At 56.2% G+C, this 26,092-nt stretch carries 26 protein-coding genes and 1 tRNA gene; 8 read left to right on the top strand and 19 right to left on the bottom strand.

The features are described 5' to 3' along the window. Positions 1-272: 272 nt before the first annotated feature. Entirely contained in the window at positions 273-1,367 is a 1,095-nt protein-coding gene (locus BLS30_RS15755) for a hypothetical protein (protein ID WP_090230188.1), read from the top strand. A gap of 73 nt (positions 1,368-1,440) precedes the next feature. Here BLS30_RS15755 and ypfJ read toward each other — a convergent pair whose 3' ends face one another. Both ypfJ and BLS30_RS15745 read right to left on the bottom strand, forming a co-directional pair. Further along, entirely contained in the window at positions 1,441-2,430 is a 990-nt protein-coding gene (gene ypfJ, locus BLS30_RS15750; RefSeq protein WP_046478496.1) for a KPN_02809 family neutral zinc metallopeptidase, read from the bottom strand. Between the two features lie 92 nt (positions 2,431-2,522). After that, positions 2,523-3,971: a malonyl-CoA decarboxylase gene (locus BLS30_RS15745; protein ID WP_090230185.1), complete on the bottom strand. Its 1,449-nt coding sequence runs from the start codon at positions 3,969-3,971 to the stop codon at positions 2,523-2,525. Between the two features lie 169 nt (positions 3,972-4,140). Between BLS30_RS15745 and BLS30_RS15740 the strand changes: the two genes are divergently transcribed. Together BLS30_RS15740 and BLS30_RS15735 are read left to right on the top strand one after the other, a co-directional pair. Beyond that, positions 4,141-4,632 (top strand): hypothetical protein, encoded by a 492-nt coding sequence (locus tag BLS30_RS15740; RefSeq protein WP_046478495.1) that lies wholly within the window; start codon positions 4,141-4,143, stop codon positions 4,630-4,632. A gap of 235 nt (positions 4,633-4,867) precedes the next feature. After that, the gene (locus BLS30_RS15735; protein WP_090230182.1) at positions 4,868-5,215 is read left to right on the top strand and encodes a hypothetical protein; all 348 of its coding nucleotides are present in this window, start codon (positions 4,868-4,870) and stop codon (positions 5,213-5,215) included. An 83-nt stretch (positions 5,216-5,298) separates the two neighbouring features. Here BLS30_RS15735 and efp read toward each other — a convergent pair whose 3' ends face one another. Next, on the bottom strand, positions 5,299-5,868 hold the full coding sequence (efp, locus tag BLS30_RS15730) for an elongation factor P (RefSeq protein ID WP_046501069.1): 570 nt from the start codon (positions 5,866-5,868) through the stop codon (positions 5,299-5,301). Positions 5,869-6,031: 163 nt separating this feature from the next. On the opposite strand from efp, the gene epmA reads away from it, so the two are divergent. Genes epmA through BLS30_RS15715 form a run of 3 tightly spaced genes read left to right on the top strand, consistent with a single transcriptional unit; the run spans position 6,032 to position 9,203 of the window. Further along, positions 6,032-7,072 (top strand): EF-P lysine aminoacylase EpmA, encoded by a 1,041-nt coding sequence (gene epmA / locus BLS30_RS15725; RefSeq protein WP_090230179.1) that lies wholly within the window; start codon positions 6,032-6,034, stop codon positions 7,070-7,072. Continuing rightward, positions 7,069-8,148 carry a lysine-2,3-aminomutase-like protein gene (locus BLS30_RS15720; protein ID WP_046478491.1) on the top strand — a complete coding sequence of 360 codons (1,080 nt, stop codon included), beginning with the start codon at positions 7,069-7,071 and terminating at the stop codon, positions 8,146-8,148. Before epmA ends, BLS30_RS15720 begins: the two co-directional genes overlap by 4 nt. Positions 8,149-8,180: 32 nt before the next feature. After that, positions 8,181-9,203, top strand: coding sequence for a cytochrome-c peroxidase (locus tag BLS30_RS15715; RefSeq protein ID WP_170832495.1), 1,023 nt, complete (start codon positions 8,181-8,183; stop codon positions 9,201-9,203). A gap of 127 nt (positions 9,204-9,330) precedes the next feature. Here the strand turns inward: BLS30_RS15715 and BLS30_RS15710 are convergent, their stop codons facing one another. The 11 genes from BLS30_RS15710 to BLS30_RS15660 all read right to left on the bottom strand — a co-directional run bounded on the left by BLS30_RS15710 (position 9,331) and on the right by BLS30_RS15660 (position 18,957). Then, complete coding sequence (locus BLS30_RS15710; RefSeq protein ID WP_244464916.1) at positions 9,331-9,606, bottom strand: hypothetical protein; 276 nt, start codon at positions 9,604-9,606, stop codon at positions 9,331-9,333. A gap of 271 nt (positions 9,607-9,877) precedes the next feature. Beyond that, positions 9,878-10,321, bottom strand: a complete 444-nt coding sequence (locus tag BLS30_RS15705; protein WP_090230174.1) for a hypothetical protein — start codon at positions 10,319-10,321, stop codon at positions 9,878-9,880. A gap of 45 nt (positions 10,322-10,366) precedes the next feature. Further along, positions 10,367-10,579 carry a hypothetical protein gene (locus BLS30_RS15700; RefSeq protein WP_046478488.1) on the bottom strand — a complete coding sequence of 71 codons (213 nt, stop codon included), beginning with the start codon at positions 10,577-10,579 and terminating at the stop codon, positions 10,367-10,369. A 251-nt stretch (positions 10,580-10,830) separates the two neighbouring features. Then, the gene (locus BLS30_RS15695) at positions 10,831-11,862 is read right to left on the bottom strand and encodes an HlyD family secretion protein (protein ID WP_170832494.1); all 1,032 of its coding nucleotides are present in this window, start codon (positions 11,860-11,862) and stop codon (positions 10,831-10,833) included. Beyond that, positions 11,855-12,649, bottom strand: coding sequence for an ABC transporter ATP-binding protein (locus tag BLS30_RS15690; protein ID WP_090230168.1), 795 nt, complete (start codon positions 12,647-12,649; stop codon positions 11,855-11,857). Before BLS30_RS15690 ends, BLS30_RS15695 begins: the two co-directional genes overlap by 8 nt. 126 nt (positions 12,650-12,775) lie before the next feature. Then, entirely contained in the window at positions 12,776-13,978 is a 1,203-nt protein-coding gene (locus BLS30_RS15685) for an ABC transporter permease (protein WP_342027552.1), read from the bottom strand. Positions 13,979-14,118: 140 nt separating this feature from the next. Further along, complete coding sequence (locus tag BLS30_RS15680; protein ID WP_090230166.1) at positions 14,119-14,778, bottom strand: hypothetical protein; 660 nt, start codon at positions 14,776-14,778, stop codon at positions 14,119-14,121. 159 nt (positions 14,779-14,937) lie between these two features. Then, complete coding sequence (locus BLS30_RS15675) at positions 14,938-15,798, bottom strand: alpha/beta hydrolase (RefSeq protein ID WP_090230163.1); 861 nt, start codon at positions 15,796-15,798, stop codon at positions 14,938-14,940. 124 nt (positions 15,799-15,922) lie between these two features. Further along, on the bottom strand, positions 15,923-16,858 hold the full coding sequence (locus BLS30_RS15670) for a carbohydrate deacetylase (protein WP_090230160.1): 936 nt from the start codon (positions 16,856-16,858) through the stop codon (positions 15,923-15,925). A gap of 154 nt (positions 16,859-17,012) precedes the next feature. Beyond that, complete coding sequence (locus tag BLS30_RS15665; RefSeq protein ID WP_046478483.1) at positions 17,013-17,975, bottom strand: flagellin N-terminal helical domain-containing protein; 963 nt, start codon at positions 17,973-17,975, stop codon at positions 17,013-17,015. Positions 17,976-18,279: 304 nt separating this feature from the next. Next, entirely contained in the window at positions 18,280-18,957 is a 678-nt protein-coding gene (locus BLS30_RS15660; RefSeq protein ID WP_139165378.1) for a hypothetical protein, read from the bottom strand. Positions 18,958-19,328: 371 nt separating this feature from the next. Between BLS30_RS15660 and BLS30_RS15655 the strand changes: the two genes are divergently transcribed. Next, positions 19,329-20,429 (top strand): AI-2E family transporter, encoded by a 1,101-nt coding sequence (locus BLS30_RS15655; protein WP_082101161.1) that lies wholly within the window; start codon positions 19,329-19,331, stop codon positions 20,427-20,429. A gap of 22 nt (positions 20,430-20,451) precedes the next feature. On the opposite strand, the gene BLS30_RS15650 is transcribed toward BLS30_RS15655, so the two are convergent. The 5 genes from BLS30_RS15650 to BLS30_RS15630 all read right to left on the bottom strand — a co-directional run bounded on the left by BLS30_RS15650 (position 20,452) and on the right by BLS30_RS15630 (position 24,840). Further along, entirely contained in the window at positions 20,452-20,865 is a 414-nt protein-coding gene (locus BLS30_RS15650) for a cupin domain-containing protein (protein ID WP_090230158.1), read from the bottom strand. Between the two features lie 280 nt (positions 20,866-21,145). Beyond that, positions 21,146-21,769, bottom strand: coding sequence for a LysE family translocator (locus BLS30_RS15645; RefSeq protein WP_090230155.1), 624 nt, complete (start codon positions 21,767-21,769; stop codon positions 21,146-21,148). Positions 21,770-21,831: 62 nt separating this feature from the next. Then, positions 21,832-21,907: transfer RNA gene (locus BLS30_RS15640), tRNA-Lys, on the bottom strand. Positions 21,908-22,045: 138 nt separating this feature from the next. After that, on the bottom strand, positions 22,046-23,071 hold the full coding sequence (gene mreB, locus BLS30_RS15635; RefSeq protein ID WP_090230152.1) for a rod shape-determining protein: 1,026 nt from the start codon (positions 23,069-23,071) through the stop codon (positions 22,046-22,048). A 200-nt stretch (positions 23,072-23,271) separates the two neighbouring features. Further along, positions 23,272-24,840: a 2-isopropylmalate synthase gene (locus tag BLS30_RS15630; RefSeq protein ID WP_090230149.1), complete on the bottom strand. Its 1,569-nt coding sequence runs from the start codon at positions 24,838-24,840 to the stop codon at positions 23,272-23,274. Between the two features lie 407 nt (positions 24,841-25,247). On the opposite strand from BLS30_RS15630, the gene BLS30_RS15625 reads away from it, so the two are divergent. Further along, positions 25,248-26,081: an EamA family transporter gene (locus tag BLS30_RS15625; protein WP_090230145.1), complete on the top strand. Its 834-nt coding sequence runs from the start codon at positions 25,248-25,250 to the stop codon at positions 26,079-26,081. The last annotated feature ends 11 nt before the right edge of the window (positions 26,082-26,092 follow it).

Below are 26,092 nucleotides of genomic sequence, written 5' to 3'. Positions count from 1 at the left end.
CTGGGTTCGGCGGCGCACTGCATTGATCCAACTCGTCCACAATCCGTCCACAGCGTGTTGAGGCGCATCGCCGCCGACCGTTTGCTTCCCCATCGCGACTCAGCCAGCGTCACGACAAGAGACTTGCCGCGGCCTGGCGTCGACGAGCGCAGGCGGAATACCAGCCCAGCGCGAAGCAATGTTCTCTCAATGAACAATAAAATTTGGGGCCTACGGCACAGGAAACTCGATCACCATTTTGCCGGCTCTCAACAGGTCAGCGGATTTGCGCAATGCAAAAAGTCAAGACGGCACGGGAAGCAGGTGGACGTCGTAAGACGAAGGGAAGGGCATTGCCATTCCTTTACGTTCTCTTTTGGAGCTTCGCGGGCGCCGCCTCAGTCGCATATCTCGGGGTCATTTTCACCGATCCTGACTTGGTCAACGCACTTTCCACGCCAGCCTCCACTGATTCACCCTCAAGTCTGTTTACCGATGAGCAGGTTGCGAGCCCGGCAGCGCGCGCGCTCAGCGACCGCCTGTCCAACGCAAAAGTGGAACTCTCCAAGCTCCGCACAGAATTGAATGAACATAAGCAGGCTTATGCGGAGGGAGAGCCCCAGGAAGTCGCGCCTTCCGAGGCAGTGCCGACAACATCCGCTGACGACGATCGCGTCCCGGCCGAACCTCAAATGACTGCTGCAAATGAAACCGCCCCTGTGCCGGTCGTGCCCGGTGTCGTGATCCCGGGACTGAGCATCGTTGATTCAGCGACACAGCATCCCGGTATGCCACACCCCAACATGCCGATGACAACGGCTGCCCCTGAACAACCCTCGCCTCCGAGCTCGGTCAGCGAAGTCGCCATCGTCAACACGACGATTGTAAATGGCTCCAACGCAGGTTCGCCGATCGAAACCGGCGCGCTCCCAGTCGTACCGCCCCCGGCTCCAGGTGTGCGCCCGAAGCCAAAGCCGGTTGCCGTCGTAGCAATCTCCAAACCTAAACCCGCAGCACAGCCGCAGGCTGCGCCAACAAAGGCTGCGGCCCCACCAACAGGACCGACATCACAGGTCGTCGCCTTTGGCCCCGCAACGGTCACACGGGCCCCAAAAACGGTGGAGACACCCAAAATCGGTGTTCGCTTGGCTACGGCGCCGACGCTTGATGCCCTGCGTTTGACATGGAACGCTATGCGGGAACGTCACGGCGACGCGTTAAAAGGGTTATCTCCGCGCTACGTAAAAGAAAGCGTTTCGAGCACTGGGCCTTATGCCTTGGTGGCCGGCCCCGTAGCCAAATCCACGGACGTGCTCGAAATCTGCGCCGGGCTAGGCGGCGAGGTTCGCGAATGCGCCCTCGCCACGTTCGAAGGCAGGTCGCTTTAAAGGGATGAGATGGACCTCAAAAAAGAGATCCATCCTTTAATCCTTACACGCCCATCTGCTTCCGATAGCTTTATTAAAGACTGTCGGAAGAGGCGCCAAACGTATCGCAAGCTTGCATCTTGCCCGAGCTAAAGCCGGTCTTGAACCAGCGGACGCGCTGCGCTGCGGAACCATGCGTAAACGCATCGGGCACAACATAGCCCTGCTGCCGACGCTGAATCATGTCATCGCCGATCTGACTCGCAGCATTCAAGCCTTCCTCGATATCGCCGGCCTCAAGACGGTTCTTCAACTGATCGTTGAGATTGGCCCAGACGCCAGCGAGACAGTCCGCCTGAAGCTCCATCCGCACTTGTAGGGCATTGGATTCACGCTCGCCCATGCCGCGCTTGGCCTGCTGAACCTTTTCGGCGATCCCCAGGAGCGTTTGCACATGGTGTCCAACTTCGTGAGCGATCACATAAGCCTGAGCAAAATCGCCCGGCGCATTGAAGCGGCGCTTGAGCTGGTCATAAAACGCCAGATCCACGTAGATCTTCTGATCCAACGGGCAATAAAATGGCCCCATAGCGGACATACCCATTCCGCAAGCCGTCTGCGTGCCCCCACTGAATAGGACGAGCTGCGGATCTTGATATTGACGGCCGAAAGACTTGAACACCCGCGCCCAAACATCTTCGGTATCAGCCAGCACCCGTGAAATGAAAACCTTCATTTCATCGTTGCTTTCGGATTTGGGCTCAGTGCCCGGCAGTCCCGGAATATCTAACGGTGAGCGGTCCGCGGTCCGTCGGTTGACGTCCTGCGTCTGCGGCATTTGCGGAATATCCGGGAAATTAATGCGCCCGTTGCCGCCACCCCCTGTGAGCAGCTCCAGCGGATTGATACCGAAGAGCAGCATGATCGCGCCGATGATCAAAAGCGTCGTGATGCTGAAACCACCACGGCCACCGATCGGGATGCGGATCCCACGTCTACCACCAGGCATACGAAATCCGCCGCCACCGCGTCCGCGCCTGTCTTCGACGTTGGAACTCTGACGGTCCTGCTCATCGTAGCGCATCTGTTTCTCCGACCTTTCTATCGACGCTGGCTGAGCCCATAGTGCATGGCGCCGAGGTCGACTCAATATTCATATTCGCAACGAAAAGACTGTCACTCGGCCTTCGGCATCGCAGGCGCTTCGATCTTGTCTTCCTCAGGGGACTTTTTAGGTGGAGCCAAAGCCTTTGGAGGCTCAGGCTGAACCACGGTTTTAACAAACGACTTCGTCTTTGAGGGCGAACGCAGAAGAGCCTTTACCGCACGAGAACAAGCTACCGGGCCGTCGTTCGCATAAGCCTCATGATTCTTTTCAATTTCCTTGAGTTCATAACGGTAATTGACCATCAGCCCATGCGCCTCTCGTAGACCCTTTTCGGAGGTATCGCCCAGCCAATTGATGCGTTCCAGGCGGGCACCGTTACCGAGATGGAAACGCGCCACCGGGTCGACCGGCTTGTTGTCAGCGGACTTCGCCCGCAGAAAATAGTCCGCGGCCAACGCCAGGACTGAAGCCTTCAGCTCTGCATTTTCCTGCTCGGAGGAAGCCCAGGAAGCAGGCTTGAGAGAGGTAAGCACCTCGCGATCCTCCTCCGTGACGACTTCGCTAGCCGCATCCAGGCTCTCTTTCTCGAGCCAGCGCGCGAAAGTCGGCACCGGTGACAACGTCACGAACGTTTTCAAACTGGGCACTTCCCGCACCAGCTCTTCAACCACCTGCTTGATCAGGAAGTTACCAAACGAAACGCCCTTGAGGCCTTCTTGGCAGTTCGAAATCGAATAGAAGACTGCGGTCGTGGGATTTTCGATCGGTTCGGACTTTGCCGGCTCATGCAAGACAGGAGCAATGGCGCCTGGGATGTCCTGCATCAGCGCCACTTCCACAAAGATCAACGGATCATCGATCAGCGATGGATGGAAGAACGCAAAACAACGCCGATCCGCCGGATCAAGCCGACGTCGCAAATCCTCCCAGCCCTTGATCTCATGCACCGCTTCGTAAGCGATAATCTTCTCAAGGATTGAAGCCGACGTCTGCCAATCGATACGGCGGAGCACCAAAAATCCGCGATTAAACCAGGAATAGAGAAGATGGCGCAGATCGGAATCGACGACCGTCAGTTCGGGATACTTTTTCAGAAAACCCAACAGGTCGCGCCGCATGGCGACAAGGTCAGCGGTAGCTCCGGGCGCCAGATTGAGCCGCCGGAAGAATTCCTGTCGTGGACTCTCGACCGCTTTCTGCAGATTCAGAAGAGAACCTGGGGACGGTTTATCCAGGTAAGCGCGGGCAGCGTCGGCAACGCGCGAACTTTCTGGGGTCAACGTATGCGCGATATAGCGGAAAAACGCTTCGCGCTCCTCTGCTTTCAGAAGTTTATAATGGTGCAGAAGCTGGCGTGCGATGGCGACGCCTGAAGCTTCACCACGTTCGGACACCAACGCTTGCACGAGCGCTTGCAGGCCACGGTCGGGATCCTCCCGGAAGAGAGATTTAGGCAAGAGAGAGCGGCCTTGCTCGGCGACCGTGTTGAGCAGTTCCTGCAAAAACGAAACATTCATGGGCTGACCTCTCCTATCGTCAGTCTCGATCCGTTGTCACAAGGCTAACTGCAACGGCTTATCTCAGCCAGATCTCTGAACATTAACCAATCATCAACCATCGCGCGTCAAGATTTGCTTAACCATTCGATCAGCTTAACTATCCAATCGGCCCGAGGAGGCCCCGCAAATGGCAGGAGACGCGCTCAGTGCTCGTATGACCTCCAGCCTCAACAACGTCAAGAACGACACAGGTCGCACGGCATATTGCGGTCCCTTCGTTCTTTCCGCGCTCACAGGCTTCCCGATTAGCCGCGTGGAAGAAGAGGTCAATCGGTTCAGGGGGCTGCCGCCTGATGCCCCTATAAAAGGCACAGACGCGGCTGAGGTTGCAGCAGCTGCTTCAGCGCTCGGCTACGAGATGAAGTTGGGCCATTCGTTCGAGCACTTGCCGCGGAAGGAGCGGCCAACTCTGTGGCAATGGATGCAAAAGCCACGGAACGCCTGGGTGCATTACCTTCTCGCCATAAATCGCGGCAAAGAGGGTCACTGGATTTTGATCAAGGGGGTCAAGATCTGCGATACATTCACAGACGGGCAATGGAAATTCGTTTGCGACGGCCCCCATCGGGGCAGCCGTATCATGGAGATCTATCAGATCAAGCATGCAACGAGTTTCTAGAACCAACGCAAAGCTCTAAAACGTTCTAAAGCAGCCCGAACGGCCCCTACGCACCATCCATCGGGAGCCACATAAGAACGTAGAATTTATAAAGCTGGAATATGCTCGAACCCCTCCCAGGGCTGCGCGCAAGTCGCCAGACAGGCCACTTGACGCAATCCTAACGGCAGACCATCTTGCCGCCCGTCGGCCACTGTGCCACCACCCGAGCCCCTGAACTGGACAATTTCGCCCCATGAGCACCGATTCCGCCGTTCGCCAGTCTGGAACCGTCACCCAACGCGGCTCAGTGTCAACTCTTGGTCTCTGGGTCACAGGGTTATCGGTAAGCCTCCTCGTGGTCACCACCTTCATCATGCTCACGATGGGCCTTCTGATCGGATTTTCCGCATCCTTCGGGCTTCCATTGGTCGTGACCGAAGTCCTCGCCGCGCCGATCGTCTTGATCACCCTTTGGATGGCGGTTTGGACATGCTCTCGCGTGATCGACGTCGAAAAGCGTTTGGCTAAAGGTGCCGGCGGCCCGCCTGACCCAGCGATGCACCTACTCAAACCGTGGGTAACCACAAATGAAGGCAGGTAAGTCCAGCGGCGAATCTGTGCGCCGCTAGAAGTTACTTAAGCGCAAGATCGAAAACTCCGCGCTTCATCGCTATTATCTTGAGATCAGTCCTTGGCACGCTCGACGTAGGAGCCGTCCGCCGTCATGACAACGACGCGCGTACCGCTTCCAATGTGTGGCGGAACCATAATGCGGGCACCGTTAGAAAGTACGGCCGGCTTATATGACGAAGATGCTGTCTGACCTTTTACGACAGGATCGGCCTCAACAATTTCAAACGTGACGCGCTGCGGCAGTTCGATGGCAATCGGATTACCTTCATGCAGCGAGATCGTGCAGGTCATGTTCTCGTCAAGCCAGACGGCCTGATCTCCGATGACATCCTTCGGCACTACGATTTGATCGTAGGTTTCAGGGTGCATGAACGTATACCCACTCTCGTCTTCGAAGAGGTAGTTGTAGTCGATCTCCTCAACAAAAGCGCGCTCAACCTGGTCCGTCGTCCGGTACCGCTCAACAATTTTGACGCCATCCGCGATGCGGCGCATTTCGAGATGCGTAACGGGAGTTCCCTTGCCCGGATGAATATTTTCCGCGTTCATCACGACAGCAAGCTTCCCGTCGAGATCGAGCACGTTGCCTTTGCGCACCGAGCTTGCGATAATCTTAGGCACATCAGTCTCCATTGTTGTTCGCCCCTGGACGCGCGGGCTTACGGGCTCCGCAGCGGTCAGGCCGCTTGAATTGATACCGGATCGCCGGTTTCTACCTGTTCACACGCCCCAGGCCAAGTGCGCCGACCCTAAGCGCGATCTTCGCACCTCAAAGAACCTGCCCATGTCCCCCTCAACACCCTGGTGGCGTCCCGCCTACCACACCGATCGACGCCCAATCCTTCTCGCGCGCAACAAGATCAAGCGCTTAGTACGCAACTGGTTCCACGAGCAGGATTTCGTTGAGGTGGACACCGCCTGCCTGCAGATTTCCCCCGGCAACGAGACCCATCTGCACGCATTCCGGACCGAGCTTATTGGTACCGATCTCGGTATTGGCGACTACTATCTACACACAAGCCCCGAGTTTGCCTGCAAAAAACTGCTCGCTGCGGGAGAACGCAACATATTTACCTTCGCACCCGTGTTCCGAAATCGCGAGCGGGGCTCCCTGCACCACCCTGAATTCACGATGTTGGAATGGTATCGGGCGGACGAACCCTTCAAACGCGTTATGGCCGATTGCATCGAAATCCTCCGAATCGCGGCCAAAACAACCGGTCTAGAGACGATTCAATGGCGCGGACGCACATGTAATCCGTTAGCCGAACCAGAGAACCTCAGCGTCTGCGAGGCTTTCTTGCGACACGCTGGCATCAACCTGCAAACGACATTTGATGCCACGACGACCGACCGTGACGCGCTCTATCGCGCCGCAACCGCCATTGGGATCGCTTGCGCGGAGGACGACACTTGGTCCGATATATTTTCCCGCGTGCTGACGGCTAAGGTGGAACCGCAATTGGGAATGGACCACCCCGTACTGCTGACGGACTATCCCGCGTGCGAAGCCGCACTGGCACAACGCAAACCCGACGACGAGAGGCTAGCGGAGCGTTTCGAGCTCTATGTTTGCGGCGTCGAACTTGCGAATGGCTTTGGCGAACTCACCAACCCTGCTGAACAACACGCGCGTTTCCGTGCGGCTATGGATGACAAAGAGCGCATCTACAATGAACGCTACCCAATCGACGAAGATTTTCTGGCAGCCCTCGAAACCATGCCACCAGCATCCGGCTGCGCGCTGGGCTTCGACCGTGTAGTGATGCTGGCAACCGGTGCACAACGCATCGATCAGGTTATCTGGACACCCCTCCCACAATGAGCACGACCGACCAACCGATCAAGACAGTGGGCCAGTTGATCGTTGCCGGTCTTACACCTCCAGATCAGCACGATGACCTTGAACGGCTGACGCAACACTATGCGCTCGCCATTACTCCAACGATCGCAACGTTGATCGATCCTACTGCCGGGCATAAGGACCCGATCGCCGCACAATTCGTACCGAGCATGGCGGAACTCGATCGGCATCCCGAGGAGCAAGACGACCCCATTGGCGACGACACCTATGCCCCAATCAAGGGCATCGTGCATCGCTACGCCGACCGCTGCCTACTGAAACCGGTAAGCGTCTGCCCAGTCTATTGCCGCTTTTGCTTTCGACGCGAAACCATCGGCCCCGGTCATAACGGCCAACTCACGAGCAGCGAACTCGAAAAGGCAATCGGGTACATCGCGCAGCATCCCGAGATCTGGGAAGTCATCCTGACAGGCGGCGACCCGTTAGTTCTGCCGCCACGACGCGTCCGGGAAATCACGCAACGACTCACTGGCATTCCCCACGTACGCGTCATCCGCTGGCACTCACGCGTGCCCGTCGTCGATCCGGACCGCATAGATACCGCAATGGTTCAGGCACTACGTTCGCCGGAGAAATCCGTCTACATCGCACTCCATGCCAATCATCCCAGAGAACTAACCAATACCGCACGCGCTGCATGTGCGAGTCTCATCGACGCCGGCGTCGTCATGATTAGCCAGAGCGTCTTGCTGAAAGGCGTCAACGACGACGCAGATACGCTCGAGACATTGATGCGGACCTTTGTCGAAATGCGGATCAAGCCCTACTATCTGCATCATCCGGATTTGGCCCCTGGCACCACACACTTCCGCCTGCCTATCGCGCGAGGACAAGAGATCGTCGGGGAACTGCGTCAGCGTTTGTCGGGCCTCGCGATGCCGACCTACATTCTCGACATCCCAGGCGGATACGGCAAAGTCCCGATCGGTCCCGGTTACATTCGCGGGAACGGACAAGACCAAAGCTACGAAATCACCGACCGCAAGGGCAGGACACATCAGTATCGCGACTGCTGCGCCGCACCGGAGGACGACTGAACGCAATGCGAGCGCGCTTGATACGCACCGGCATGTCCATACACTCTGCAAAAGTCCGCTGCATCCTGGCCCTGCTCGTCGTCGGGTCGGCGTCATACAGTCTCGCCCCAATTCAGGCCGCTCCGGCAGACAAGCCGGTTCTGATGGACGCTTGGCGAAATATCTTCACAAGACCCAAAACAATTCCCACGCCGCCGAATACCCCCTCAACCTCGGCGAAGGTGGAATTGGGAAAATTGCTCTTCCATGACACCCGCCTCTCCGGCCCCCAAGATCGCAATTGTGCCACGTGCCACCAAGCCGACCTCGGCTACAGCAACGGAAAAGCGCGCGGCCCTGGACGCGATGGCAAGGACCTCACGCGCAACGTCCCCAGTCTGCAAAACCTGGCTTGGGCCAAGCGGTTTTTCTGGGACGGCCGTGCGCAATCCCTTGAAGAGCAGGCCTCCGGCCCTATCCTCAATGCGCTTGAAATGGCGGGCAACTGGCCGGAGATCACCGCGCGGCTCAAAGCTGATTCAGCAATCACTGAGCTGTTTGAAAGGGCTTTTCCTCAAACGACCACAACCGATCCAGTAACGCCGGACCATATTGTCGAAGCGCTCGCAGCCTATGAGCGCACGTTAATCTCGCCTGTGACTCGCTTTGACCGATTTATCGCAGGTGAAGCCAACGCCCTGAGCACCTACGAACAGCAAGGCTTTGCGCTATTTGTCGGACGTGCAGGATGCGTAGCCTGCCATGGCAGCTGGAGATTCACCGACGACCGGCTCCACGATATAGGACTACCCGCATCCGCTGGCAGCACCGACCATCAGTCCGACGACACCGCGAGCCAGACATCCTTTAAGACGCCAAGCCTTCGCGAATTGCGTTACTCCGCGCCTTACATGCACGACGGATCAAAGACCACACTGGAAGACGTCATCAAGCATTACAACGGGGGCTTCACCGAAAGGCCTTCTCTCTCGCGAAACATCGTTCAGGACCTGAACCTGACCGCGACCGAACGCCGGGCGCTTATCGCATTTCTAAACACATTGAGTTCGGACTAACACCGTCCTAGCCGCCAAAATAAAGACCCCGAGGCATTACCTCGGGGTCCTACTTTGGTCCGCGTACGCGAAGTAAATTTGGCCCAATATAACTGACCACTCCCGCGCCTTATTCAATAAACGGACCTCAGTAACAATACTGGCGCAACGTCCAGCCTTTGACCTTGCATTTCTCTTCGCCGTTCACGATGGAGCAAACACGGTTCGGCAACCGTTGATAGGAACAGTAGTACCCACCAGCCGCTCGACCATCGAAGCCATGCATCGGCTTATTGAACTTATAATCCTGCGAATAGAAGGTACGGCCGCGCGCATCCGCAGGCGTTGCAGAAATCAACGAAGCAACAGCAATCATCGTCGCGACCGCAAAAAGACCCATCGAAGTTGATCTGGAAATCGTCATCGTCCTGCTCTCCTAGTCATCCAACGGGGTTTGCCCGTCGAGCCCTTGATGATTTCCAAATTATACTCCCAACCTCTTGCGCGCTGTTCCCGCCGTAACGCGGGCAAGATTTTCTCCAATCAACCGCTGATCATCAAATCCAATTTGGGGACTTTCCCAACCGCCACACAACGTCCCCACAAAAAGGGGGGAGCCCTAATCTACCATCTATTTCGACAGCGGAAAAATCACAGTTTTAACAAGCACTAAAAACAACAGAGCAATGAATGACTCAAGCCGCCATTCCCATCTGCGAAGCTTCAATTCCTAAACGCAGGGCACTTGAATAAGCGGGACGCTCCGTTGCTAGCGCCCAAATCAAGCGCTGCGGATTAAAGCCCCAATGAAGGTTGAGCCGCAGCCGAGCTGCGGCCACCACTGCAGGATAAAAAATGTCATAGCCGCGCGCCATTAGAAGCGCTCGCAACCGACGCGATTGAAAGATATCTACGAGACACCAAAAACGCATCAGCGCCACAACACCACGCTCAGTGCCGCCCTCAAAATCATTCCAGAAGCGATCTTCAATTTTCGCGCGATCCACGTCGGTCACGCCGCGCAGGAACAGTAATCCATGTTCACACTCAACCATGATCTGGATCAGCAGCCAAAGATCGGCAGACGCGGCCCGTGGCACATCACTCAAATCCATGTTCGACGTGGGCGCGGCCGTCATGAATGCCTCTCCTGATTGTCCAATAAAGAGCCAGTTGGAATGTGACTATGCGTGCTGAAAGACCTGCCACGGAGACCCCGTCAGCAGAATGATGTCGAGAGGGCACACGCCATAAACCAGGAAATCAACTTCATGACCGACGAGGCGACCGTTTTGATTGACGACCTGATCCTTGTTGAAACGGAATTTCCGTCCGTCGTTGGTCGCGATAACCCCGACCTGCAATCTTTCATCAAACTTCGTGATGTGACCGTACATGTCTGCAACTTCCTACTTAAGAAAACGTCCGTGCGCCGCGCACCGTCGCGACATCGCTCGGTATGTCTGTAAAGGTGCGGGTTTTTGTGGAGGTGCGCTGTTCCTTGCTCGACAACGAAAAACAAATAAACAAAAAACCCGCCACGAAGGGCGGGTTTGGTGGGCATAGTGTAACTTCGTTTTATCTAGAAACGCATTATTCCAAAGATGCAATCCGCGTACGAAACACCCTGACCGGTGTTCCTTCCGTTTTATTTTTCACGAAAAAAGGCATCTACCCGCATGCCAGGCAACAACGGCACGTCCCCTGCGAATTCGAGCGTAACTTCCAACACCTCAACATCCGTCGGACGCCGTGGGCCACGCTGCGTAATACCTGGGTTGGACAGCGCCGGGGCAAGCTTCACGACCTTTCCGGAAAACTCCTGACCGGGATAGCTGACACTCTTCACGTAGGCATCCTGACCGACCGAGATCTTAGAGACATCCGCTTCGTCAACTTCAGCGGTGACCTGAAGGACCGACATGTCGCCAATCACAATTAGAGGCACACTTGGCGAGGGCGCCACCATCTCACCGGTTTTCGCCTTCAACTGAAGTACGCGTCCAGATTGAGGGGCACGAATACGAGTTTTATCGAGTAAAGCTTCCGCGATAGCGACTTGCGCACGAGCCTCACTGACGGCAGCTTCCGCTTGGCTGGGTGCAGGGAGTTTCGAATCCGCCTGCGCCTGAGCGACCTTAACGCGAGCACGCTGGACGCGATCTTCCGCCTCACGCAGACGGCGCCGCGCATTCTCCAGCGTCTGATCATTCACGCTGCCGTCACGCTTCCCGTTCAACGCATAATCGAGTTCGATCCTGGCACCCGTTACAGCCCGTTCCGCACGGTAGACCTCATCCTCGGCATCCCGCACATCTCTGCGGTTGGAATTGAGTTGCTGGTCGTCACGTGCTTTTTCGCGGACATCCGCCTGTGTTTCCGCAGCAGCAAGGCGTGCCCGGGCCTCCGCATCATCCAATTTGATGAGAAGCTGGCCTTCTTCCACATCGTCGTTGACCTTGATGGACACTTCTGTAACCCGGCCGATGATGGCCGTGCCAACTCCAACCTCGCCACCTTTAGGTTCGACGCGTCCGGGAGCAGCTGCGACCCACGCAACTTTTGCCGAAGCCGCGACAGGAGCGGGAGAAGCCTTCACACCGCCATACTGATTGCTCGCCCAATAGCCGGCGAAAGCTGCCAGGCCCAACGCCGCGATTCCACCTATGATCTTAAACATGGTCATGGCTCCCATTCGCCGCAGCAGCAGCGTGCTCCCCTACAGAGTTATGATTTACAATTTCACCCTGCGAAGGCCGTTCATCGCCAACGATGAAACCATCCTCGATACGAATAATGCGATCGGCATATTTCAGCGTCCGGTGGTCGTGCGTAACGGCAAGTACAGCGCGGCTCGTATCCCGGGAAACTTCCGCGAGTAACGCCATAACCGCTTGTCCGTTCTCAGAATCCAACGCGGCGGTGGGCTCATCGGCTAAAATCACGGAGGGCGAACCGGCAAGCGCACGGGCTATCGCGACGCGTTGCTTCTCACCACCCGACAGTTTGCTCGGATAAGTATTGATGCGATGTGATAACCCGACGGCATTAAGCGCTGACGCAGCTCTGTGTGGTGCGTCGGCCGGAAGCTGATCGCGCACGTCGAGGGCCAGCATCACGTTTTCCAATGCCGTAAGCGTCGGAAAAAGATTATAGGATTGAAATACAAAGCCGATGTGGTGACGCCGCAAGTCAGCCATCTCCTCGGGAGACATGCCGGTCGTGTTACGCCCGGCAATCTCTAACTCTCCAGAGTTTTGCGTCAGAATACATCCGAGGATCGACAGCAATGTCGTTTTACCACTACCCGAAGGCCCCATGAGCAATGTCAGCTCTCCAGGCTTCAAGTCGAGATCGATCCCTTTGAGAACCTGCACTTCACCCGCACCGGTACCAAAAACCTTTTTAATTTGACGGGCAACGAGCAGCGGTTCGGCAACCGAAGCGCTCGTACTGAAATCGTTCATATCGTCCTTCCTGATGGATACTTTTTATTTCGTAGCAATCGACGTCAGTATCTCGATATGCCGCAATTTCTGCAGTTCCCAGCGCAACACCAAAGCGACGACGATGCCGCACTGGGGAAAAGAAGCCTAGCGGCTGAAAACCCCCGCCGGATCAATGCGTGTGACCTTGAAGATCGCTGAAACAGCAGCAATCGTGCACATGCCGATTGTGACGAGGAACAACAACAGCGCGAGGCCCGGTGTCATTACCACATTGAGGGTCGTCCCCTTTGCCGCAGCAAATATTGCAAGCGTCAGGCTCATGCCCAAGGCATACCCCACAACAGCGCTGAACAAGGCCTGCAGGAGAATGACCTGAATGATATAACGCGATGAAGCTCCAAGTGCCCGCAACGTAGCAAATTCGTTGATGTGATCCTTGGTGCTGGAATAAAGCGTTTGTGCGACAATAACGATGCCCACGATCAATGCCAGCGCCGTACCTGCAATAAGCCCAGACCCCGCGGCCGTGTGAAACAGCCAATAATTGATACTCCGCGAACGAAACTCTCCACGCGTGAGAACCTCAACATCAGGAAGACGCTCCTGTATCCGGGCCTGCACCGTCGCGATGTCAGCATCCGGCTCAACTTTCACCAACGTGTAGGCGCCCTGTTCTTGATTGGCCCGCAGCATCGATTGGGCCCGGCCCAGGGTTGTAAACACATAAGGCATGGTCGTGAAGGAGCGGATGCCTTTTGTCACAGCGCCGACGGTGACGGTCTGACCATTTATTTCTGCCGGATCGCCGAGCCCTGTGACATCGAGGTCTTTAAAATAGGTCTTGTCGACCGCAACAGCCTTCGGAGCGGCTAGTTCTTCCACGCTCCCCTCAATGACATTCCAGGGCCGAAATCCCCCCTGCGTCCAATCCGACCCGACAAGCAAAACCGTCGTCGCTCCGCCGTTACGCTTTCGCCAGCGGGAGAAACCCATAACCAATGTTTCAACACTTGCTACGCCCGGAACTGAGAGTACCGCATAACTTTCACGGCCCGGCAGCAGCGATGGATCATCGACGCTCTTCGTCCCAATCGGTACGACCCAGAGCTCTCCTTCCGTCTGATCGATAACAGCAGCAATCGTACGTTCGATCCCGAGATAAATCCCTGATTGGAATGCGAGCAGGACGACAGAAAAGACGATGCCGACAAGCGTAACAAACAAGCTCAAACGATCATGGAAAAGGTTTCGGTAAGCCAGCTTCGGGGCCATCCGGAGACGTTTGCTATTTCCGGCCGGGGCAATCATCCCACCACCCGTCTCACTTATATCCTTGCTCGCTGTCATGTTAGTCGGTCCTTCCCCGTCTCCGCAGACCAGCCGCGCCTAATCAATACGGGCTTTTATTTCCGCGCGCACTATCTTGATTAATGAAAATGGCAGCTTCGTCCGTTGTTCCGATAACGCAGCGCCAACCACCACAAGTTTTATGGATTTCCGCAAGGCACATTGATTGTTAGGCCAGCACTCGGCACAAATTTCTTGCACGTCAGCTCTTTATTGATGCTTTGCTCAGGAGGAGGAACATGCGCGACCTGTGTGTCCGCAATCTCCGCTTTTGGGGACTCCGTTCGAACATCAATAGTCTTCAGGTGTACGGTGTCGCTTTGGCTATTGTTGTCGATCGCAACGACAGGAATAAGCGCAGTAGCCCCGGTAACAGCTGAAGCTTTGACGGGAACGGCCTTTTGCACCTCTGCCGCCTTCACAGTTGCAACTTCAGCTCTAACGACCTCAACCTTCTGGTCTTCCCGCTGTGCGGCGACGAGCTTCCGTGCACGCTCTTCAGCCTTTAGCCGTGCCGCCCTCCGGCGTTTCGCCTCACGTTCTTTAGCCTCGGTAATCTGCGCATGCCGCGCAGCCGCCTTACGCGCCGCAATGTCATTCTTGCGCTTGTGACTGAAGTTGCGCGTGTGATGAGAAGAGCTTGATTTGTAATGAGCACCATTTGAATGCGCGTTGAATACACCAAGCGGACCACTAAAATTGAGACGCACACCACCTCCGGCGTGCACCGGCGAAATACTCGAAGTGATGGCCAAGACGGCAAACGCGCCCCCTATAATCCCGGTCAAAACTTTATTCATGACGAGCTCCTTCTGACGGCCCAGCGCCCTATCAATTTTTCACTGCGTTCCAACGCTGCAAAACTTCATGTCCTGCCAAGCAATGTGCCCTTGACCAGTCGAACCCGCTGTTCCGACAGATACAGAAATCGAATTATTTCTTGAAAGCTGACAAAGACTTCACGCTGCGACAGAAACCTTGAAGCGTGTCACCGTACTCTCCCGCTCCTCAGCGGCGTCTCCCACGAGACGAGCGATGAATACCGTAGATCTTTCAACAACAACGTCGCGCTGCCGATCGACCGTAACGATGTGGTAGCTATCCTCCAGCACGGTCACTTCGACCGGTCCCGCAAGCTTGCTCTGGAGATACCAGGCATTGTTTAGATGCGCGTAGTCGTCTTCACGCGGATGAAGAATAAGAGCGGGTTGTTGAATTTTGCGGACTTCGCGTTTCACTGCCGAAACAAGGCGGCGATGCTCCAGAACCGCGCAGCCAGGTGTGTTGCGCAAGCCTGATGTCCCCGTTTCGCCGTCTACCAGCGCACGAACTACGAACTGCCGGATACGGTCGTCTTTGATCCCGTGCGGGTGAAGGTCTGGAAACTTGATGAGGTTTGCGATGCGCTTGGATCGGACAAGCTTAAACAAGCGCATATACCAAGGGATGAGCCAGCCATTCACCCAGAGCGTCGGTGAAAACAGCGTCAATCCGTGAACCTTATCAGGGTGGCGGGCTGCCAGCAGAAGACCGAGAACAGCACCCGTCGAAAGGCCTCCGACAAATACTCTGTCGCAATTCTGGGAAAGTTCGAAAAGCGCGTCTTCTACGCTCTTGTACCAATCCTGCCAGCTGGTTGCCTTCAGATCCTCAACACTGCCGCCATGCCCCGCCAGTCGCGGGCAATGGACCGTGTAACCCTGACGTGCCATTCCATTGGCGACATACCGCATCTCGGTCGGGCTGCCACACAGACCATGGACGAGGAGCACACCGATCCGGCCACCTTTTATTTTGTAGGTATCCTGCTGAACGATCATGACGCCTTCCGCCCTGTTTGAACCCGATGGCTCAAACCTAGGCAGCGCGTGAGGCAGGCGCTGTTCCTCAGGAAACCCGCAAATCGTGTTGGAAAAAATTACTGGTAAGGGCGTTACCCCTCACTCAGGAGCCCTCGAAGTAAGCTGCAAACACCTCGGAGCGTACGAGTTCGCGTGCCGTTTGCGCCTCCAGATCTCGGTGCGGAGACCGGTAATAGGCCCGCAACTCGGGACGCCGACGCCACTTATCCTCTTCTGCGGCGGTAGCCTTACCGGGATGAAGCAAAACTTCCACCGCCTCTTCACCGTGATCGCCAGCAGCCCGCTGCAATGACCTGAGGCTTGCAGCAACACCCGCTTCAATTGCGGGAACCGTCATCGCTCCAGTATGCAACACTCCAAGGAAGGCTGGGTTAAATCGGATATCCGCAGCCTGCAATTTTCCAGTCATAGAACCCGCCAAGCGATTGAGCACGCCCCACTTGACGGTATTGAGACCCAGCGCCGTCTTCAGATTGTCGACACCAGGGGACAGATGCCACGGCTCCCGCGGAACGCGCACATAACCAACGTCCACCGCCGAGCGAGAGGCGAGAACGGCATCGAGAACAAACCCCAAAGCATGGATGTGGGTATGGCTGTCGATGCGAAGTTGATCCACCGGCCGGTGGAGAGCCGCTAAAGCCGCGCCCCCTCGAACAAGCTGAGCCGTAAATTCTCGTTTTATCTGTTCGCTGAGCGCCTGCTTCTTGACCAGATCCCCCGCAATCCACTGACGAACGAGATCCTGAAACGTTGTCGATAACGCACCTTCGCCGTCGACGAGCAATGGAACCTCCCCGGCCGCACTTAAAGGCTGACCTTCGAGAAGATTAAGATGCAGGCTCACCCGAACGTGCGGCCGGACGGCCAAAGCGTCAATCGCCTCATCAAACGCGAGCCCATTGCAAATGAGACTGACGGAACGCACACCTCCCTCGTCGATCGCCGCAACGATAGACCGGGTAATCCCCCGGCTGAGGCCGATATCGTCGGCGTGCAATATGAACCTAGGCACCATGCTCTTTGCGTTTCTCACCAGCGCGGACGTTACAGGACTCACATCTTCAATATAGCGTGCGGAGCAAATGATCCCCTTCAACAAAACAATAACGGCCGCGCTCGGATGAGCACGGCCGTCATGCGCGTACAGGAAGAGAGTACGCTAACTAGGCTTAGCGGAACAGCGACAGAATGTTCTGGCTGTTCTGGTTGGCCAGCGACAGAGCCTGGATGCCAAGCTGCTGCTGAACCTGCAGTGCCTGCATACGCGTGGACTCTTCGTTCATGTCAGCGTCAACAAGCGTCGAGATACCACGATCGATGGCATCGCTCAGAGCCGAGACGAACTCAGACTGCAGATCGATACGACTCTTGGCGGCACCAAGGTTCGTTGCAGCATCCGTCATTTCCTGCATGGCCTGATCGACGGCCGTGATGAACTCGTCGATGTTTGCATCCGTGACTGCAGCACCCGAGATATCCATCTCGGCCGTGCCGTCTGTGCTGGCGATAACGATCGTGCCGGCAGCACCAATCGCCCCCGTCGCAGCAACGCGGTTCGAAGCGAGGATGCCACGTGCGTCGGCGGTTGCAGCTCCGTTCTGGTTGAACAGGAAAGTCGATGAAACGTCGATAGAGATCGTGCTGACCGAGACACTACCGCCGCTCCGCGAGAAGGACGCAACGACCTCCTCACTTGCCGTGTAGCCGGAGCCTGCCGTGGTATCAACGTCCAGCCAATTCTCACCCGTGAATGAAGCTGAGCTTGCAATCGACCGGAGCTGGTTCTGCAGCTCATCGATTTCCGTCTGGATCTTCGCGCGATCAGCACCTGGCTGACGGGCAAGAACCAGCTTCTTCTGCAGGTCCGTCATGACGTCGATGGATTTTTCCATGGCGACATAAGCGACGTCGACCGTCGCTGCGCCAAGACCGAGCGCGTCGGAGACAGCTGACAGCGACTTGTTGTCGGAACGCATGGTGGTGGCCATGGACCAGTATGCAGCGTTGTCAGAAGCTTGGCCAACGCGAAAGCCTGTCGAGATGCGCGACTGCGTCTCGATCATGCTCTTGTTGGTCTGATTGAGGGATTGCAGAGCGGTCATTGCCGCGAAGTTGGTATTGATGCTGTTCATTTACTTACTGCCCCTAAAACTCGAGAGGAAAAAACGACTGGGACATACCGGCTTTCACGGCATAGTGGAGCGGCATCATACCTTTGAGGACATTTAATCAGCTCCCCAATCCACCATGATGCTTTGGTTAAACGAGAGCCTTTAACGGGCAGTAAAGATCATTATGAACGCGCGACGAATCCCATCAAAAAACGAGACGGCGACGAAAACAGTAAAGCGCGCGGAAACACGCAACACTTTCGCATATTGTATGAACCCGAGCGGTTTAAACTTTTAAATAACTGATCGCAAATCGTTGCGAAGTCTAATTCCCCGACGAGATAGGACGGTAATCTGCAGCCCACATTGCCATTGTCCCGGCACCGGAAAAATTCCGGTAGTCGAGTTGATCAATCTGCATCTCGAACTCGAGCGGGTTGGTCTTTGGCTCAAGAAAACGATACGACGACGTTGTCGCCGTATTGAGAACCAACCGAAAAGAATAGGTGCCAGCCTCTAGATCCAGAATGCGCGCCACCCGTTCGCCCGAGCGCGGAAAAAACTGCAGCGCTTGCGAAGACGAACCCTTGCCTTCCAGGGACACGGGTGCAAAAGGCTGAAACGGTTGAGTTCCCCAGGTTCCCGTTCGCGCGGCATAAAAACGCTTAACCTCATTCCGCCGAGGGTTCGTCACTTCGAGATCTATTGAAAGGACGGTTCCGGTTCGCGCCCCGTCGTTTAGGACCGTCAACGGCAGCACAAAAACTTCAAACGGACTGTCGGGAGAATCTGGATCCGTATATTCGATCCGGGGCGGGACATACACGCTCAGTTCGGGCGAACGCAGCACGGATTCATAAAAACTATAACCGGAAAAGGCCAACGCGAACGCTGAAATCAGCGTTGCCCATAACCCTCCATCACTCAAACGTCCCCGTGTCGCCTGCTCGAGTGAATCCTCCTGCGCGCGGTGCGCCGTACGCCTACCACCCTTCCATACCACTTCAAAAATCCCCCAACAAAAACTGGTGCCCCAGCACCCATCACCGGCCATCCGTGTCCGGCTGGAAAACCGCTGCCAGCTGAACACGACGGAAAAAGGGCCAGTACAAAAAAATTGACATCAGCCTGGGTTGAAACAAGCAAATCGAGCAAGGCCCTAAACAAGCATGGAACCTTGGCCGATTAAATCGGTTCCCCTACGGAACGGCTGTTCGAGCCGGTCAAGCCAACGCACCAAGTCACTCGCTTCTGACGCGCTTAGTTCGTGTTCGGCAGACACGTTCTCACCTAAAACCCGATTGAGCTGTTACGTAAGAACCTCGCCGCACATCGTCATAGCAATGAAAGACATTCTCGAAAGTCCGATACCACATGACACGAAATAATCACGACTCAGCCATGGGCACCGCCCGCTGGGCTCTGATCGTGTTTTCTGTTGGCGCACTGGTCGTAGCGGCAGCTCTCGCTCTTTGGCAGATCCGTGCAGCTCTCCTTCTTGCTTTCGCATCGGTCGTATTTGCAGTCGTACTGTTGGCGATAGCTCACCCGATTGAAAAATTCACATCTCTTAGCCGCCGATGGTCGGTACCGATAAGCGGCTTGGTGCTTCTCACATTTATCGGACTTTTCTCCGTCTTGATCGGTACGCAACTGTACAATCAATTCGGGGAATTACGACAGAAGCTGCCCGCCGCATTAGAACAAGTCGAAGAGCGGCTCGGCGTAAAGGCCGAACAACTTCTTCCCAATGAGGGCGGATCGACGAACGCCGCCTCCCGCCCAAGTGGGCTAAGAAACGGAATCCCTGATGTGATGGGGGCGGTCCGTTCCGTAACCGACAAGATAATGTCCGCCGGAAGCCTTCTCCTCAACGGATTGGTCAGCTTGGCTTTGGTAATTGTCGGAGGAATGTTTTTAGCTTTCGATCCCACAACATATCGGCGCGGTATCGTGCTGCTAGTCCCCAAGGATCGCCAAAGTCAGGCAGATTCGGCGTTGCGTGAATGCGGACGCGTCCTGCAGCTTTGGCTGCGCGCACAGCTTATTTCGATGGGGCTCGTCGGGCTATTGTCAGGGGTGGGGGCCTGGGCAATCGGACTCCCCGCCCCGCTAGCTGTTGGCTTTTTTGCCGGACTGACGGAATTCATCCCAATCATTGGTCCCTGGATTGGCGCCGTCCCGGCACTTCTCATCGCCTTAAGCGTCAGTTGGGAAATGGCGGTTTGGACTGCGGTTCTGTTTCTTGCCGTTCAGCAACTCGAGTCCTTCATCATCACACCGCTGGTTCAACAGCAGGTCGCGAACATCCCGCCTTTTGTGGTCCTCTTTGGCATACTTGCCCTCGGCCTGCTATTTGGCCCCGTCGGCGTTCTCGTCGCCGGCCCCCTCGGTCTCATCGCGTATTTCTTAGTCACAGAGCTTTACGTGAAAGACACTTTGAACAACACACCGAAGTCAGACAGCTCCGAGTGAACATCGGCAAATGATGCGCATCTCAAAATTTTGGCAACAGCGCATCAAGATGCGGTGTCATGATGATGTCGTCCTGATCATCTCCGGAAGAGTGGACAACGATCCAAGTGCACGGCGCGCCACTGTCGTTAACGGGAGCGTGCGGAACATCCCGCGGCATAAACATTTGCTCGCCCTGCACCATCTCCACGCGATGTTCAAATTGATCGCCGTAAAAGACGGAACAGCGCCCTTCCAACAGATACGCGATCGTATCTATGTCTTTGTGATAATGCGCCTTGGCCTTCGCACCTGGCGGCATGGGAAGCACATTCATACAAACACTCGTCTCACCCACCGTGCCCCGCGACACGCCAGCCTGATAGGTAAAACCTTGCTGACCGACATATGTTTGGCCAGGACGAATGATTTTTGCGCGGTCAGCTGCGGACACCATGTTTCAACTCCCTTACGCGAAAAACCACAAAGTCGGGACATTCGGGTCGGACAACGCAGCGCAATGGATATTGGCTACATAGTATTAGAACTGATGAATTGGACCCAGCCCCAGCCAATTTCCTAAGCTACGGCGAGTCGATCGGCTGCAGCCAGCCGATTGACGCTCCCAGCGCATCCTAGTCGTGCGCCTCGGCCCCGCTATCGCTTTCGTTTCCCTTTGAGGTAGCGGGGCCACCCAAATCAATTATTTTCGCAAACCGTTCCCGGGGCGGTGGATCCTAAGCGGCCTTGCGGTAACCCGCGGCCATAATCCCGGCACCCACCAAGAGCCCACCCCCCATGCGATTGACTGTCCGCTTTACTGTAGGGCTTCGTAAGGTTGTACGGGCAGACGCTGCCAACAGCGCAAACAAAGCAGCGTTCAGCGCAGCCAACGTGACAAACGTAGCCTCCATAATCAGCAACTGCGGGAGGAAAGGATCGCTCGCAACGATGAACTGCGGGACAAACGCCACAAAGAAAACAATGCTCTTCGGATTGAGCGCTGTCACCGTATAGGAGTGGATGAACATCCGGCCAAGACTGATCTTCGGCGCCTCAACCTCCTCTGACACATAAACCGGAGAACGCCACAGCTTGATGCCGAGATAAATGAGGTACAGCCCACCGACCCAGCGTAAAATGGTGAAGAGCGTGGCGGACGTGGCCAGCATCACACCAAGGCCCAGCATCGAAGCCGTCATGGCCGTGAGATCGCCAAGAGCAACACCTGCCACAATCGCAGCCGCCGGCTTTCGCCCATGCGTGAGAGCGTAGGTAACGACGAGCAGCACTGTCGGTCCTGGAATCGCAAGCATAAGCGCTGAAGCCGCCGAAAAAGCCAGCCAGTTCTCCAACAACATGCCTTCGCGTCTCCCGCAAAGCTAAAGGCCCAAACTTTTCCGAGGTTTTGAAAAAAGCGCTTTGGTAGACCGGGGGAGGTTCGAACTCCCGACAATCCGATTAAGAGTCGGATGCTCTACCAACTGAGCTACCGGTCCACACCAAATGAAAGCGGGGCCTTCAGGCCCCCGTCGGCGCTTGTTAGCACCGAGAGAAATCGCTGTCCAGACGCTTTGAATGTCCATGCGAAGTGCTGGATATAGGCGACCCGCAGCCCTTCGGCAAGTATAAATACACTAGGGTGTTAGCAGTAAATGGCTACGGTCACCCAAGTGCTCCATGACCTTTGCAGCACCACGAATAACGCAGTGCATCGGGTTATCGGGCCGGAAGAATTCAACGCCCACGCGCGCCTCAAGCTCTTGATCAAGCCCATCGAGTAGCGAGCCACCGCCTGTAAGGCATATGCCACGGCTACAGATATCTGCTGAAACTTCCGGGGGGAGGTCCTCGAGGGACCTCTGAATAAACTCTGCAATCAGCTCTATAGGTCCATCGAGCGCTTCCGCAATGTCCGCCGGGCCCAACACGATACTCTTCGCGCGCCCCTGCCTCAGATCGCGGCCACGAATGTGGATGTCGAGATCACGGCCGTCGCTGCTCACAAGGGCCGACCCAGCTTCAATCTTGATCCGCTCGGCATTCAACTCTCCGATCAGCAGCTGATGCTGTCGGCGAACGTAGCGGATAATCGCCTCATCCATGGCATTACCAGCACATCTGAGAGACCGCGCCTGCAACACGCCTCCAAGCGAAAGCACACCGATGTCTGTCGTCCCGCCGCCGATGTCGATCACCATTGAACCGATAGGCTCGTCAACGGGCATCCCTGCACCGATGGCGGCCGCCACAGGCTCATCCAAGAGATAGACTCTGCGCGACCCTGCCGACAACGCTGATTCATAAACGGCGCGCCGTTCGACAGGCGTGGCACCGGCAGGAACGCACACGAGAATGCGCGGCCGGCGAAACCCGAGCATCGTCTTCGTGCGCTTGATGAACTGACGTAGCATTTCTTCAGTCGCGACGAAGTCGGCGATGACGCCATCGCGCAACGGCCGGATTACCTCAATATTCTCTGGCGCCCGCCCAGGCGTGCCCTTGGCCTTGAGCCCGACGGCCAAAACCTCGCGCCGCCCACCACTATTGCTGACCGCAACCGCCGAGGGTTCATCCAGGATGATGCCGCGCCCGATCACGTGCACGAGCGTGTTCACTGTGCCGAGATCGATTGCGATGTCATCGGAAAAGACACTCGCCACGCGTTCCGCCTCGTTGATCTAAAATCTATAAAAACGCACATCACCGCGAATGCCGGCACATGCGAGCAAGAGTGCACCCAATAGGACACATAGCTGAACAGCGAACGGTTCGGGATACGACGCGCCGTAACCCGAACCACTACTCGCGAATCTCAATGCAGCAATTTACACTGATTGCAGCCTAACGAACAGGCTGCGGCTTAGCCGAGCGCTTGCGCACGCGCCGTTTTTTCTCGCGTCAATTTCAGCTTGTTCACAGCCGCAACATAGGCGCGGGCCGACGCAACCAATGTATCGGTGTCCGCACCACGTCCCGTGACGGTGCGGCCATCTTCTTCCAATCGCACAGATACTTCCGCCTGAGCGTCCGTACCCTGCGTGACGGCATGCACCTGGTAGAGCTGCAGCGAACCCTGATGCGGCATGATCTCCTTAATGGCATTGAAAGTTGCATCAACAGGACCATTGCCGATTGATTGAACGGTGCGATGCTCGCCTTCCACGTCCAGCGTCAAAGTCGCCGTCTGTGGGCCCATCGTGCCCGCAATCACAGTCAAAGCCACCACCTTCGTCCGATCGTGCATGTGCGCGATTTCTTCATCGACCAACGCTTCGATGTCTTCGTCGTACACATGCTTCTTACGGTCGGCCAACGCCTTGAACCGGGTGAACGCATCCTCGAACTGGTTGTCACCCAGTTCGTATCCCAATTCCTTCAATTTCGAGCGGAAAGCGTTACGGCCGGAGTGCTTGCCCATGACAAGAGATGTCTTGGACACCCCAACCGATTCAGGCGTCATGATCTCATACGTTTGCGTATGCTTCAGCATGCCGTCCTGATGGATACCGCTTTCATGCGCAAACGCATTACGGCCAACGATCGCCTTGTTGTACTGCACCGGGAAATTGGTGACCGCTGACACAAGCCGCGACGCACGCGACAACCACGTCGTATCGATATTCGTGTGATAGGGGAGAACGTCGGCGCGCGTCTGAATGGCCATAACGACCTCTTCAAGCGCCGCGTTACCCGCACGTTCACCGATGCCGTTGATCGTGCATTCGACTTGCCGCGCACCGCCCGCCACGCCAGCCAAAGAGTTCGCGACCGCCAAGCCCAAGTCGTTATGGCAGTGCACGGAAAACACAGCCTTATCGGAATTAGGTACGCGCTCGCGGACCGCGAGGAACATGTCACGATATTCCTGCGGCGTCGCATAACCGACCGTGTCGGGCAGATTGATCGTTGTAGCACCCGCAACGATCGCGGCATCGACACATCGGCACAAATACTCGATCGGCGTGCGGGTCGCATCCATCGCCGACCATTCAACGTCCTCGACGAGGTTGCGCGCCTGAGTAACGGTCGCAGTGATGATTTCGAGCACTTCGTCCTGTGACTTGCGCATCTGGTGCGCCAAGTGGATGGGGGACGTCGAAACAAAAGTATGGATACGACCGCGGCGCGCACCCTTCACCGCTTGCCCGCAGCGATCGATATCCGCCGGAATAGCGCGCGCCAAACCAGCGATCACTGCGTTTTTGGCGCGGTTTGCAACCGTGGCGACAGCCTCGAAATCACCTTCTGAAGCTATCGGAAACCCAGCTTCGATGATGTCGACGCCCATGGTGTCGAGCAATTCGGCAACCTCGAGCTTTTCTTCGAAGGTCATCGTAGCGCCGGGGCACTGCTCGCCGTCACGCAAAGTTGTATCAAAAATTACGACGCGATCGGCATCGCTTTGAGCTGATTGGCTATCGTTGGTCATCTGATTTCATGTCTCTCGTCTCTGGCCGGCCCGACATTCTGCGTCAGCCTGCACAAGATTGTTGCCTGGCTTCGATCAATTCGATCACCCCTGAGCACTGATCCCACATTAGCCATTGGCCGGGACCCGTTAAGGCTCAGGGGCTGCTAAGCAGCAGGTCTAGAGCGAGCGCACACGTCCGCGGATCCCGCCACGCCAAAATGGCGTGCGAACGGTCACATTCAGCGATTGTCCAATGCATCGGCATTGAGATCAGCGCTCCCGCGTCCCGATTTCGGGAAGGATTCCAACTCTCCCCGCAATAAGGCAAAGCAATTAACAAAATGCAAGAGGAAGTCTCATAGTAAACGAGATTTCTTCCATCAGCACATGATAGATAGTACGCGGGAATCCAATGGAACAGGGTGATGTCAGCAACGGTTTTTGTAGTCGTCCTGTTCGCAGCAGCACTCCATGCCACCTGGAACGCCATCGTTAAAGGCACCGAGGACACACTTCTAACAACGGCTATGGTAACCGGCTCGGCGGCCTTTTTAGCTGCTCTCGCGCTCCCTTTTGTGACCCAACCCGCCCCGGAAAGCTGGTCATTTATCGCCGTCTCCGTCGCTGTACATATCGCTTATTTCGCTCTGGTCGCTTGGGCCTACCACTTCGCCGACATGAGCCAGGCCTATCCCTTGATGAGAGGCACCGCGCCGCTGCTTGTTGCCCTGACGAGTGGCTACTGGATCGGAGAACACCTCTCGCTCGCCGGTTGGATCGGCGTTTCAACGATCTGCCTGGGGATCTTAAGTCTGGCCTTCGGAAGCCGAGGAACAAATACCCGTGGTATAGCGCTCGCGATGCTCAATGCCCTAGTCATAGCGGGCTACACACTGTTGGATGGGATCGGCGCGCGCCTATCCGGCGCGCCCTTAGCCTACAACATGTGGATGTTTCTGCTCACCGGCTTCCTTTTCGCACTCTGGGCGCTTGTGGCAAAACGCAAAAAATTCACCCGCTATGTTGCGCGCCATTGGCACCTGGGCCTCATTGGCGGCTTTGGGACACTCGCATCATATGGATTGGTGCTCTGGGCCATGACCCTTGCCCCCGTCGCCATCATCGCCGCGCTACGGGAAACCTCAATCCTGTTTGGAACAGCCATCGCCGGGATAACCCTCAGCGAGCGCATCACCCTCGGTCGGGTCGCCGCAGTGAGTGCCGTCGCCTGCGGAGCAATGGTTTTACGTTTGACATAGGCCTAAGGCCG

Source organism: Filomicrobium insigne (assembly GCF_900104305.1).
Taxonomy (GTDB): Bacteria; Pseudomonadota; Alphaproteobacteria; order Rhizobiales; family Hyphomicrobiaceae; genus Filomicrobium; species Filomicrobium insigne.
The sequence above is the reverse complement of the archived record's forward strand: the minus strand, read 5'-3'. Positions and strand labels throughout refer to the sequence as shown.